Genomic DNA, 12,930 nt, shown 5'->3' on the forward strand with positions numbered 1-12,930 from the left:
CAAAAACAAACGAGCGAAGAGATGCGGGCTTTTAAGACAATGAAATCCGTTGCGGCGATCTGTAGTGCGGTCGTGATCAGTGGCTGTGTTGAAACGACCGGCTCTGCGGTGAGTACGGCCCCCAGCGGCCCGACCACACGTTCACCTGCTGTGGCGTCAAATGATCCGGCGGTTCAGCGTTACAACCGCGTCCTCGCGCGGATGGAAGCCGTGTCTGAGCGCACATGCCAGCAACGGGTGCGTTCCGGTGTGAATTGCGATTTCAAAGTGGTTTTGGACACTGATCCCGATAAACCAGCCAATGCCTATCAGTCATTGGAACGAGACGGGCAGCCTGTGATTACGTTCACGGTTGCTTTGCTCAAAGAGATGCAGAACGACCACGAAGCGGCCTTTGTCTTTGGCCATGAAGCGGCGCACCATATTGCGGGCCACATTCCGCAGATGCAGCAAACCGCGACCTTGGGTGCCGTTCTCGGTGGCGGCATAGCTGTCCTTTTGGGGGGCGGGCAATCGGCCGTTGATATCGGCACAAACCTCGGCGGCACCGTGGGTGCGCGGGCTTATTCAAAGGATCACGAACTCGAAGCAGACGCTTTGGGGGCACGCATCACCCACGATGCTGGCTATGATCCAGTTATGGGCGCGGCCTTTTTTGAGCGTATCCCTGATCCGGGCAATGTGTTCCTTGGCACCCACCCACCAAACGCCGAACGCATTGCAACCGTGCGCTGGGCGGCTGCTAATTTCTAATGCGCCAAATCCTGAATGTGGTGTCTGACCGGGGCAGCAAATATGCGGTGACTGGGTTTGAGGTGACCAACCGCGCCGAAGTCGACACCGCCCTTAAGCAGCTGAAACGCGATAAGAAATTCGCCAAAGCAACCCACAACACTTGGGCCGTGATCCTGGGGGATGGCACGCCTATGAAAGGCGATGACGGAGAAAGCGGTGCGGGCATGGTCATTGTGCGCATGCTAGAGCGCGCGGAATTGCGGGAGCATTTGATCGTTGTCACCCGCTGGTACGGCGGCACCAAACTTGGCGGAGACCGCTTTCGGCGTGTGCAGGATTGCGTAAACGCTTATCTGGATGGTTGACACCAGAGTTGATTTGCAGCCCGCCCCCGTTGTTCGGTAGCATCCCTTAGCAACGCGCGATTTTATTTTGAGATATCAGAGGTTCCTATGTACCGTGCTTTTGTTTTGACCACCGGACTTCTTGCTCTTGCTGCCTGCGATACACCACGGGAGCAGTGTGAGGCGAATATTGATGGCAACATCAAAGCCCTCAAACAAGCGATTGCTGACAGCGAGGCCAATCTCGCGCGCGGCTATGGGTTGCAGACAGAGATTGAGCCAAATTTCTATTACGGACTTTGTGTCGGGGGCGACCGGATCGAGACCTGTTTGAAACAAGACCTCAAGCGCAAGTCCAAGCCCGTGGCAATCGATTTGGATGAAGAACGTCGCAAACTTGCCTCGGCCAAAGCGCGGCTTGCACAAGAAGAGCGGGCACGCAGCGCTGCCTTGGCACAATGTGCTGCGCAATACCCAGAAACGTAGGCCGGGCTTCAGCCCGGCATCCATCCGACAAAACTGACAGACAAAGCTCGATAAACCACGCTCTGTCTTGCGAGACTCCTTGGGAGGGCTTACCTCTTTAGGCAAGGGTTCCTTCAGAAGGTTAAAAAGATGCGGATCATCAAAATTCTTCTCTCTGTCATTGTGGTGCTGGTGCTGACTGTGGTCGGTCTGGTCTTTGTGTTGCCGGGCGAGAAAATAGCCAATTTGGCAGCGGATCAGGTGAAAGCGCGCACTGGCAGGGATTTGGCCTTCACTGGTGATGTGAACTTTAGCGTGTTCCCGACGCTCGGCGTCTCTACCGGTGCTGTTTCATTGAGCAATGCGGATTGGTCCGATAAAGGGCCGATGTTTGAAGCCGATGGGGCTAAGATTGGTGTTGATTTGATGGCTTTGATCGGTGGCGCGGTCCAGATCAAGAATATCGAACTAGACGGCGCGAAGGTCCTGCTTGAGCAAGACGGTGAAGGTCATGCGAATTGGGATCTGTTGCCGTCGGGCGAAAGCGCAGACGTGGCGACATCTGACAGCGCGGCTACAGAAGAAGGCGCGGGTTTCACGCTTGATAAACTTACGATTTCCGATGCGTCCGTGCGTTACCTTGATGGTGCCGGCCAAGAAATTACGTTGAATGACGTAAATGCTTCCTTAGATTGGGGCGGCAGCGACGCGGTGATTTCGTTGACGGCCCGCCCGGCGAGCGAGGCGGTATCTGTTGAAGCCACAATTGGAAATTTAGACACGCTTCTGGGCGGTGATATCACAACCCTGCTGGCCGAGGTCAGTGCTGCTGGCAATACTGTCAAATTTGACGGTCGCGCATCAATTATTCCAGAAATTCAAGGGGTTGCAAGTGCCAGTGTGCCAAATCCAGACGCCTTCATGGCGGCGCTTGGCCTCGCAGGAGCGGGCGCCCCGGCGACGGATTTTAGTGGCGATGTCACCTTCACCAAAGACCAAATCTTTAGCCTGCGGGGGGGTAAAATCAAACTCTCAGGCAACAGCTTTTCCGCCGACGCCGATGTGGATTTGAAAGGCAAACCTGTCGTAACCGCGAAGATCAACGCCGGGGATTTCGAGCTGACACAATTCACTGGAACGGGCGGCGAAGGCGCGTCATCTGAAAGCGCTGAAGGCTGGTCGAAAGACCCCATCGATGCCAGTGCGCTTGGATTGTTTGATGGTCAGATCACGATCAGCGCGAGTTCGATTGCAACCGGCACTTTGAACTTTGGCGCGTCGCAACTGATTGTCGACGTGGATCGCTCTCGTGCGGTTGCGACCTTGAAAGAGCTGAACGGCTATGACGGAAAAATCTCGGGTCAGTTTGTGGCCAATAACCGAAATGGTTTGTCTGTCGGTGGTAAGATCAACGTGGCCGGGATGCAGCTGCAAGGTCTGCTGACAGATTTTGCCGATATCTCGCGCTTTACCGGCGCAGCGGATGCGGCCCTTGGGTTTCTCGCTTCCGGAAATTCATTGCACGCGATCATGAACTCGCTTGACGGGGACGGTAATGTCCAAGTCGGGCAGGGGACCATTTCCGGTATCGATCTGGATCAGCTGTTCCGGGGCACCCCAAGTGGCGGCACCACCGTCTTTGACAACATGACCGGTAGCTGGACCATCGCCAGCGGCATCTTGACGAATAACGATCTGCTGATGGACCTGCCAAACGTCCAAGCGAAAGGGGCTGGCACGATTGGCCTAGGGCCGCAAAACATCGACTACACGTTCACACCGCAAGTGAAGAACGACACCGATACAGGCATTGCGATCCCTGTGCGGGTGAAAGGGCCATGGGCAGATCCTCGCATCTGGCCAGATTTGGAAGCTGTGGTGAATCAGAACTTCAAAGAAGAGACCAAACAGCTTGAAGAAAAGGCAAAGCAGGCGGTGGCTGATAAGCTGGGCGTGCAGGCGGAAGAAGGCCAATCGCTTGAAGACGCTGCCAAGGAAAAGCTTGAGAAAGAAGTTGGCAATCAGCTTCTGAAACTGCTGGGTCAAAACTAGGCTAAAAAACAACCAGTTGACTTGCGAGGATTTGGGTGGCACCAATCCTCGCATGACACGGATGACCAACATCTTTGTAACCTATTATCCCCTGCCTAAATAACGGCGGGGCATTTGACGTGACCGCCGCTGGCCGGTGGATCACGTAACTTCCCAACATCACACGCATCGGCTCGCGGCTCTGACCCGAAGGGCTGAAGACATGCGTAATGCAACAGAAACTGCCGCACGGCCAACCGTTGGTTTGTTTGGCTTTGGGGGCTTTGGTCAGCTGATTGCTGATCATCTCGCGCCCCATGTGGATTTGAGGATCCATGACCCCTACACCTCTGTTTTCGGAGGCGTAAGTTTGATCGAGGCGGCAGAAGCTGACGTTGTGATCCTCTCCGTCCCCGTCAGCGAGGTGCGCGGGATCTGCGAAGATATCGGAGACTTCCTGAAACCCGGCGCGATGGTCGTCGATGTTGGTTCGGTGAAGATCAGTCCGATTGCCGATATGGTTGAGTGCCTGCCTGACCATGTTCAAATCGTCGGCACGCATCCACTGTTTGGTCCGCAAAGCGCCAAAGCGGGTATCGCTGGCCATAACATCGCGCTTTGCCCTGTACGCGGCAGCGATTGGCGGATGGTGCGTTCTTTCCTGTCACGGGTTCTGAAATTGAGGGTGATCACCTGCACCCCTGAAGAGCACGACAAAGAGGCTGCCATGGTGCAGGGGCTGACTCATTTGATAGCGAAAGTGATAACCGAAATGGGCCCATTACCAACGCGCATGACCACGGCGAGTTTTGAATTGCTGTCTCAGGCAATTGAAATGGTGAAAGACGATCCGCCCACGGTGCTTCAAGCAATCGAGGCCTCAAATCCATTCGCAGCTCAGGTGCGCGCGCAGTTTTTTGAGCGGGCAGAGCGTCTGAAAGAAACCTTTGAGAGCGCGGACTTTGCTGCTCAAAACTGTCATGAGCAGCGTAATGACCCGTTCATTGGGGTAGATTTGCACGCCAAAACCGGTTCAATGCAGCCCATAATTCAATCGTCATTTAAAACAGCTCTGACTTAGACAGGACAGCTCATGCCGCTCTCAAAATTGCTGCGCATCGCCGGTTTGGTGTTCCTGGCGGTCACGTTCATTGTCGTGGGCGATACCGCTGGGAAATTGTTGACCGCGCAGGGTGTCGCTCCGATTTTCATCGCATGGACGCGGTTTGGTTTGGCAGCGATCATCCTGTTGCCTTTGAGCGGGCTTACAAGGGGCGAGCTGCGCTATTTTCGTGACCCACGCGTTCTCGCGCGCGGGGGGTTAATTGCCTGTGCAATTTTCTGCATCATGAATGCGCTCCGAACCGAACCCATCGCCAACGTGTTCGGCGCTTTTTTCATTGGCCCAATCGTTTCCTACATTCTTGCGATGCTGTTTCTGGGTGAGCGCCCGTCCAAAAGTCGAACTGTTTTGCTTGCGGTTGGTTTCATTGGGGTAATGTTCGTTGTGAAGCCGGGGTTTGGCGCGTCTTTGGGCATTCTTTTTGCCTTGGCGTCAGGCACGTTCTATGGGTGTTTCTTGGCGATGACACGGACCGTGTCCGGGATCTATCGCCCACGGCTTTTGTTGATTTCCCAGCTGCTTGTGGGCTCTGCCGTGCTGACGCCTCTTGGATTGATGACACCGTTTCCTGCCTTTGATTTGCCGTTAGGCGCATTGATTGTGCTCAGCTCCGCGGCGTCTGCAGCTGGGAATTATCTTTTGGTGGTCGCCAATAAAGCTGCAGAGGCGAGCCTGATTGCGCCACTCATCTACACTCAGTTGATTTCGGCGACCATTGCGGGTGTTCTGGTCTTTGGAGACTGGCCCGACGCATATGCGTTTCTAGGGCTCGTCCTGATTGCATGTTCCGGGTTTGGATCGTTGGTCGCGCAGCGCGCAAAGTGATGGCGATTGCCGCAGAGCCTTACAAGTTTTTCTCGATGCGTGTGCCACCGCTAACCTAACGGGGTGAAAGATTTTGCTTCTCAAGCGGATCATTCCCTCCTATAGAGCGCCCATGATGATGTCAGTTTGCCATAAAATCGCTCGACGATTCCGACGCTAAAGCTCAGCCTGTTGTGTTTCACAAGAACACAGCGAAAGGCCTGAGACCCATCATCGTGCAATTTCAAACGCTTTGATTTTGCAAAAAACGCGCAAAGGCGCATCAATCCACTCTTCTTTCATTGACACCTCAGCCCAGCTATAGCACCCCGTTGTTTTCAAGCTCGGGATTTACTGCCGGGCTCATGCAAAAGGACCAGACTATGATCTCCTCTGTTTTGCCGACCTATAATCGGGCACCGTTGACCTTCGTGAAAGGCGAAGGCTGCTGGGCATACGAGGCCGATGGGCGACGTTTTCTGGATCTGGGCGCTGGGATCGCGGTGAACGTGCTTGGGCACGCACATCCGGCCTTGGTTGATGCGCTGACAAGCCAAGCCAATGCGATTTGGCACGTCTCTAACCTTTACCAAATCCCCGAGCAGCAGGACTTGGCTGACAAGCTGGTTGCGCACAGCTTTGCGGACACCGTGTTCTTTACGAACTCCGGCACCGAAAGCTGTGAATTGGCCGTGAAAATGGCCCGCAAATACTGGTATGAGAAAGGCCAGCCTGAGAAGACCGATATTATCGGGTTTGAAGGGGCTTTCCACGGACGCAGTTCCGCGGGTATTGCCGCTGCTGGCTCTGAGAAAATGGTGAAGGGTTTTGGCCCGTTGCTGCCTGGGTTCAAGCATCTGCCTTGGGGCGACTTGGATGCGCTGAAAGCGGCCATCACTGATACAACCGGCGCAGTGATCCTCGAGCCTGTACAGGGCGAGGGCGGAATTCGCCCCATGGATGACGCGGACCTGAAAGCGGTGCGGGCGATCTGTGATGACGCCGGCGTTCTGCTCATTTTAGATGAAGTGCAATGTGGTGTGGCCCGGACGGGCAAGCTTTTTGCACATGAATGGGCGGGCATCCAGCCGGACATCATGATGGTTGCAAAGGGCATCGGCGGCGGTTTTCCGTTGGGGGCTGTGCTGGCCACCGAAGACGCTGCAAGCGGTATGGTCGCAGGCTCCCATGGCTCGACCTATGGCGGCAACCCTCTGGCCTGTGCGGTTGGCAATGCGGTTATGGACATCGTGACCACGCCGGAATTTTTGGATGATGTGAACCGCAAGGCTGGATTGCTGCGTCAAAAACTAGAAGGCCTTGTTGCGGAATTTCCGGACGTCTTCGAATTCGTCCGGGGCAGCGGCCTGATGTTGGGCTTGAAATGCAAAGCGGCGCAGGGCGATGTGTTGCAGGCGGCATATGATGCAGACCTGATCACCATTCCGGCAGCGGATAATGTGATCCGTTTGTTGCCGCCGCTGACGATCTCTGACGATGAAATTGATGAGGCCATCACGCGCCTCACCAAAGCCGCCACCGCTGTTGATGCGGCGCAAAAAGGATAAGTGCCATGAACCATTTCCTGGATATTCACAAAACCGACCCAGCGGAATTGCGGGCCATCATCGACAATGCGAAGGCTATGAAGGACGCGCGCGCGGGTCTGCCTAAGGGTACACTCGACGTAGGGAAACCTTTGGAAAATCATATGGTTGCGCTGATCTTTGAAAAGCCGTCAACCCGGACCCGCGTGTCCTTTGATGTGGGCGTGCGCCAGATGGGCGGCCAAACTATGGTCCTGTCGGGCAAAGAAATGCAGTTGGGTCATGGCGAAACCATCGCGGATACAGCGCGGGTTCTAAGCCGTTACGTGGATCTGATCATGATCCGGACCTTTGAGGAGCAAACTCTGCTGGAACTGGCGGAATATGCTGATGTGCCTGTCATCAACGGCCTGACCGACCGCACGCATCCTTGCCAGATCATGGCCGATATTCTGACTTTTGAAGAGCATAATGGCCCGATCAAAGGCAAAAAGGTTGTGTGGTCCGGGGATGGCAACAATGTCTTCGCGAGCTTCGCGCACGCAGCAGGCCAATTTGGTTTTGATCTGACATTTACGGGACCTGAAGCACTGGACCCAGAGCAAGAGTTCATTGATCTGGCGCGCTCAAAAGGCAGCAATGTGATCATTGAACGCGATCCGTTGAAAGCCGTGGAAGGCGCGGATCTGGTGGTGACAGACACTTGGGTCTCTATGCACGATCCGCAATCTGCGCGCGAGCGTCGCCATAATCAGTTGCGGCCTTATCAGGTGAATGAAGAGCTAATGGGGGCGGCGAAATCTGATGCGCTGTTTATGCACTGCCTGCCGGCGCACCGGGATGAAGAAGCCACCAATGCAGTGATGGACGGTCCTGCTTCGGTGATCTTTGATGAAGCCGAGAACCGATTGCATGCACAAAAGGCGGTGATGCGCTGGTGCTTGGGGAAGTAATCGCTTGCGGCGAGACCCGGGGTTTCACCCGTCGTCATTGGTCACTCGGACCAATGGCGCAACCAATGCCGACCCCCAGAGTATTGTCTCAAAGAAGAAGGTAAGAAGCGGCGCTTATGAGCGCCGTTTTGCTTTCAGGGTTGGGTCGGCCTCGGTTGGGTCTTCGGGCCATGGGTGTTTGGGATAGCGCCCACGCATGTCCTTGCGCACATCACCGTAGCTGCTGGCCCAGAATCCGGGGATGTCCATGGTTGTTTGCACCGGACGCTGGGCTGGGGACAATAGGGTGACTTTCAGCGGCGTGTGACCGACCATTGGGTGCGTTTTTTGGCCAAACATCTCTTGCAGGCGCAGGGTGATCTCGGGGTGCTCGCCCGCGTAATCGATTGGGATCTGGCGATTGAGAGGTGTGGTGAAATGCGCCGGGGCTTCTTTGTCTAAGAGCTGCATCTGGGGCCAGTCGAGCATGGCACGCAGGGCGTCCAGAATATCGAACTTCTTCCATTGGTCAGATGTTTTGACGCCATTGAGATGCGGGAGCAACCAGTCGTCGATGCTGTCGATTAGGGCGGCTTCAGTCATATCTGGAAGGGCGTGACCAGCTTTCCGAATAAGCTCAACACGGGCGATAAAACGCAGCGCTGCTGGTCTGGGGCGCAAGCCAATCTCGCGAACGCCATCAAGCATCGCTTTGGCAAGCTGGTCGTCAGGAGCGTCTTTCCAGATGCGATCATCCAGAGTGACTGCGCCTAGCCGTTCTTGGCGCCGCGCCACCACACGCCCGTCGCGTTTGGACCATGCGCATGTGTCTTCCCAAGAGATCTGATCGGCGAATAGACTGCGTACCTCTGCTTCCGAGATCGCGATGGCTTGCCGGATGCGTGCCTCTCGTGGATTGCCGTCAAGGTCTGTTGCAACAATCAAGCGCTCGTTTGCGAGCGGGTCTTCATCGTTTAAGACAGCGCCTTTCCCTCCGGACAAAACAAAGCGCGCGGCATCGCCCTTTCGTCGCAACCCAATGCGGTCCGGGTAGGCCAAGGCGGCCATTTCCGCCAAAGACATGTCGTTCGTTTCGGGCGCAAGCCGCGCAAGTCTTTTTGCTTCATCGCGGATCGTGTGCAGCGCGCCTCGGTTCACCTGATAAGGGCGCGCTTGCTCAAACCGTTTGAGGTCTGCGATGGCCTCGGCCCGCAAAGATAAATCCACCGGTGCCTGCCGCGCCAATGGATCGCGGGCCGCTAGTAGAGCTGCGAGCGGCGCGGCTTTTTTGCCAGCAAGCGCAAGCATATGGGCCAAACGCGGGTGAAGCGGCATGCGAGAGACGGTCTCGCCATGCGGTGTGATGCGCCCGTCTTTGTCCAAGATGTTCAGCATTTGCAGAAGGTTTTGCGCTTCTTGGAACGTGCCTGATGGCGGCTGCGTCAGAAACGGCAGATCAGAAGGCGCCGCCCCCCAAGCCGCGAGTTCCAAAGCAAGCCCCGCCAAATCAGCAGCTTCAATTTCAGCTGGAGGGAAGGGCAGCAAGCCCCCTTCTTCACCTTTGGTCCACAGGCGATAACAAACCCCTTCCGCCACACGGCCCGCGCGGCCTTGGCGCTGGGTGGCTTCTGCCTTGGTCACTTTCTCGGTCACTAAACGAGACATGCCCGATCCCGGATCAAAACGCGCGCGCCTTGCGCGACCAGCGTCGACCACGACCCGCACGTCTTGAATGGTCAAAGAGGTCTCAGCGATGGAGCTGGCAAGAACCACTTTGCGCCCCGTGTCAGCTGGTTGAATGGCGGCACGTTGTGCTTTGAAATCCATCGCGCCAAACAGTGTGTGGACATGGCAGTTGTTGGGCAGGTTCAGATTGCTGGCCGTGCGCCGGATCTCTCCCTCGCCGGGCAAAAAAACCAATACGCCGCCCTCGGTCTCTGAGACCGCTTTTTCAATAAGGCGCGCTGTGGCGGTTTCTAAACGGTCCTCTTTGCGCATAGGTTTGTCGAGCCAGCGTGTTTCTACCGGATAACTGCGGCCCTCAGAGGTGATCATGGGCGCATCACCCATCAATGCCGCCACCGGCTCTGCATCGAGTGTCGCAGACATGACGAGTAACATTAGGTCGTCACGCAACGCGCCTGCGATCTCCAAACACAGGGCAAGACCCAGATCAGCATTCAGAGAGCGCTCGTGGAATTCATCGAAAATAATGGCTCCAATACCCGCGAGTTCCGGGTCTGACTGGATCATCCGTGTCAGAATGCCTTCGGTGACCACTTCAATTTGTGTGGCTTTCGAAACCTTGGTCTCACCCCGCACCCGGTATCCCACCGTTTGACCCACCGGCTCCCCCAACGTCTGAGCCATGCGTTCAGCGGCGGCGCGGGCAGCGAGGCGGCGCGGCTCTAACATAACGGTTTTGCCGGGCACAATCTTTGCGTCTCGCATGGCGAGCGGAACAACCGTCGTTTTACCGGCACCTGGGGGTGCCTGCAGCACCGCGCGGCCATGCGCCTTTAGGGCGGCGATCAGATCGGGTAAGGCGTCGTTGATGGGAAGCGTGACCATATGGCCTTATCCCGAAAGGTCGGCGTCGGGTAAAGCTTCAATCCTTGCGGACCAATGTGACCGGACCAAAGAGAGAGCCAACTTGCGCCCGTACGGGACGCCAATGTCCATTGCTCGCATCAAAGGTGAGCCGCAGCGGGAAAAACTCGGTTTCTTGCAATTGCGCAGGACTGTAGCCAGCAACGCGAATGTATTTGCCATGGCAGATGATGCGCTTTCCATCATTGCGCTTTGAATGAAAACGCAGGCGTGTGACGCGTGCTCCGTCAAAAACCGTTCGATCCAATTGACAGCTTGGTGCGGCGGGGGCGGGACGGAAGGCCGACAATATCGCACTAAATGGATCAAGGGGCCGCTTTAAAGATTTGTCGTCAACAAAGGTCCCACTGGCATTCAAACGCCCAGAAATGTCACGCACTTCTCCGTCTGCAAAACTGAGGGACGCCGTGCTACTCCTGCGTCCGGTTTCCATTTCTTCTCGGTATTCCAGCGGTATCAGGTCGGCTTTCTTGATGAACCCGTTCCCTTGCAGGTCAAACCGGACACGCGCCAAGATGCCCGCCGCGCCTTTGGTTCGAAATTTCGCTCGGCCACGGTATGTCGTCTCATTGAGCTTTGCCTTCAGGTCAAATTGTCCCACGGGAACGCCCAGCACCCGAACCGACCATGTTTGTGTGAGGGGTGCGTCATTGGCCATTGCGGCCTGCGTCGAGAGAATCCAACCCTGCGTCATCAAGACGCCAATCCACAGAAACGCGCGAAAATAAGCTAGACACAGGTGCCGTCGAAGGGGCATGACGTTGCTCCAGAACAAAATACGAAAAGACAGTCATCAATAGGGCCGTGGCATGGACATCGCAGAGCTGCGTGACAGGATTTTGAAGCAAGACCGCCGGGCTTTGGCGCGGGCGATCACGCTTGTGGAAAGCGGGCGCGCTGACCACCGCGCCCAGGCTGCGGAACTCTTGGAAGAACTGCGAGGATCCGGCCGGGAGGCATTGCGCATTGGCTTGTCAGGGACACCCGGTGTCGGAAAATCGACCTTCATCGAAAGCTTCGGCATGTTTCTCACGGCCCAAGGCAAACGGGTGGCGGTGCTGGCGGTAGACCCATCATCCACGCGCTCCGGTGGCTCGATCCTTGGCGACAAAACGCGCATGGAGCGGTTGTCGCGCGACAAGAACGCTTTCATTCGCCCATCCCCCAGTCAAACGCATCTGGGCGGTGTGGCGCGCCGAACCCGCGAAGCTGTCGCGCTCTGTGAGGCGGCTGGGTTTGACGTTGTTCTCATTGAAACCGTAGGCGTGGGACAAAGCGAAACGGTTGTAGCGGAGATGTCAGACCTCTTTGTCTTGCTGCTTGCGCCAGCCGGCGGGGACGAGCTTCAAGGGGTCAAACGGGGCATTATGGAGATCGCGGACCTGATCTTGGTGAACAAAGCCGATGGCGATCTGAAAGCCACCGCGACCCGCACCTGTGCCGACTACGCAGGGGCATTAAGGTTGCTGCGCAAGCGTGCGCAAGACCCAGATGATTTCCCCAAGGCGATGACTGTCTCTGCACTGGAAGAGCAGGGGCTTTCTGATGCGTGGGGCGAAATGGGTGCGCTTAGCGATTGGCGGCACGAAAACGGCCATTGGGACAAACGCCGACGAGCACAGGCGCAGTTCTGGTTCCTCGAGGAAGTTAAACAGGGCGTTCTTGCACAGTTGGACTCCGGCGATGCCAAGGCGCAAATCGCTGAATTGGCGACAAAAGTTGCAGGTCAAGCGATTACCCCGTCTGCGGCTGCCGATAAGGTTCTGAAGGCGCTGGATATTCGCAAGCGATAGCGCCGTTCGGCCTCTGTTGGGGAAATGCAAAAATACCCGCGTGGTTTGTCATTTCCTTGTCGTGAATCACTTGACGCCGCCCGGATTCAGGCCTAAAGACGCCCAACGAATTTCTGGGTGCTGCCCGTGGCGGCGCCTTTTTGCTTTATCGGGGTTGTTATCCCCGTAGACCGTAAAACGAGGATGAACCCATGTCGCGCCGTTGCGAATTGACCGGAAAAGGCCCGATGACTGGCAACAATGTCAGCCACGCCAACAACAAAACCAAGCGTCGTTTCCTGCCGAACCTGAACGACGTGACTCTGCAATCCGAAACACTGGGTCGCGGCGTCAAACTGCGTATCTCTGCATCTGCTCTGCGTTCCGTTGATCACCGCGGTGGTCTGGACGCGTTCCTGGCAAAAGCTAAGGACACCGAGCTGTCTGCGAACGCTCTGAAGGTTAAAAAAGAAATCGCAAAAGCACAGGCGGCTCAAGCTTAAGCCGGCTGCTTTTAAAGCGTTTTTCTTTCACTGGACAGTGAAGAAAGCCCCGCCTGACATCAGG

At 56.1% G+C, this 12,930-nt stretch carries 12 protein-coding genes; 10 read left to right on the forward strand and 2 right to left on the reverse strand.

All coding sequences use genetic code 11. The annotated features are described in order from the left end of the window. Positions 1-21: 21 nt before the first annotated feature. The 8 genes from TA5113_RS05470 to argF all read left to right on the forward strand — a co-directional run bounded on the left by TA5113_RS05470 (position 22) and on the right by argF (position 8,002). Positions 22-753, forward strand: coding sequence for a M48 family metalloprotease (locus TA5113_RS05470; protein ID WP_245627167.1), 732 nt, complete (start codon positions 22-24; stop codon positions 751-753). Continuing rightward, positions 753-1,100, forward strand: coding sequence for a YigZ family protein (locus TA5113_RS05475; RefSeq protein ID WP_058315351.1), 348 nt, complete (start codon positions 753-755; stop codon positions 1,098-1,100). Before TA5113_RS05470 ends, TA5113_RS05475 begins: the two co-directional genes overlap by 1 nt. Before the next feature lie 87 nt (positions 1,101-1,187). Beyond that, a complete protein-coding gene (locus tag TA5113_RS05480; RefSeq protein ID WP_058315352.1) occupies positions 1,188-1,565 on the forward strand; it encodes a hypothetical protein in 378 nt (125 codons plus the stop codon). 129 nt (positions 1,566-1,694) lie between these two features. Then, the gene (locus TA5113_RS05485) at positions 1,695-3,596 is read left to right on the forward strand and encodes an AsmA family protein (protein WP_058315353.1); all 1,902 of its coding nucleotides are present in this window, start codon (positions 1,695-1,697) and stop codon (positions 3,594-3,596) included. 202 nt (positions 3,597-3,798) lie between these two features. Next, entirely contained in the window at positions 3,799-4,656 is an 858-nt protein-coding gene (locus TA5113_RS05490) for a prephenate dehydrogenase (RefSeq protein ID WP_082625890.1), read from the forward strand. Positions 4,657-4,668: 12 nt separating this feature from the next. Then, positions 4,669-5,523: a DMT family transporter gene (locus TA5113_RS05495; protein ID WP_058315354.1), complete on the forward strand. Its 855-nt coding sequence runs from the start codon at positions 4,669-4,671 to the stop codon at positions 5,521-5,523. Between the two features lie 362 nt (positions 5,524-5,885). Further along, positions 5,886-7,070, forward strand: a complete 1,185-nt coding sequence (locus tag TA5113_RS05500) for an aspartate aminotransferase family protein (protein ID WP_058315797.1) — start codon at positions 5,886-5,888, stop codon at positions 7,068-7,070. A gap of 5 nt (positions 7,071-7,075) precedes the next feature. Then, entirely contained in the window at positions 7,076-8,002 is a 927-nt protein-coding gene (gene argF, locus TA5113_RS05505) for an ornithine carbamoyltransferase (RefSeq protein ID WP_058315355.1), read from the forward strand. A gap of 114 nt (positions 8,003-8,116) precedes the next feature. Here argF and hrpB read toward each other — a convergent pair whose 3' ends face one another. Together hrpB and TA5113_RS05515 are read right to left on the reverse strand one after the other, a co-directional pair. Beyond that, positions 8,117-10,552, reverse strand: coding sequence for an ATP-dependent helicase HrpB (hrpB, locus tag TA5113_RS05510; protein ID WP_058315356.1), 2,436 nt, complete (start codon positions 10,550-10,552; stop codon positions 8,117-8,119). 37 nt (positions 10,553-10,589) lie between these two features. Next, positions 10,590-11,285, reverse strand: a complete 696-nt coding sequence (locus tag TA5113_RS05515; RefSeq protein WP_058315357.1) for a DUF3108 domain-containing protein — start codon at positions 11,283-11,285, stop codon at positions 10,590-10,592. Positions 11,286-11,400: 115 nt separating this feature from the next. On the opposite strand from TA5113_RS05515, the gene meaB reads away from it, so the two are divergent. Further along, complete coding sequence (gene meaB / locus TA5113_RS05520) at positions 11,401-12,384, forward strand: methylmalonyl Co-A mutase-associated GTPase MeaB (RefSeq protein ID WP_058315358.1); 984 nt, start codon at positions 11,401-11,403, stop codon at positions 12,382-12,384. A gap of 191 nt (positions 12,385-12,575) precedes the next feature. After that, positions 12,576-12,866: a 50S ribosomal protein L28 gene (gene rpmB, locus TA5113_RS05525; RefSeq protein WP_058315359.1), complete on the forward strand. Its 291-nt coding sequence runs from the start codon at positions 12,576-12,578 to the stop codon at positions 12,864-12,866. Positions 12,867-12,930 lie beyond the last annotated feature (64 nt).

It is taken from the genome of Cognatishimia activa, assembly GCF_001458335.1.
Taxonomy (GTDB): Bacteria; Pseudomonadota; Alphaproteobacteria; order Rhodobacterales; family Rhodobacteraceae; genus Cognatishimia; species Cognatishimia activa.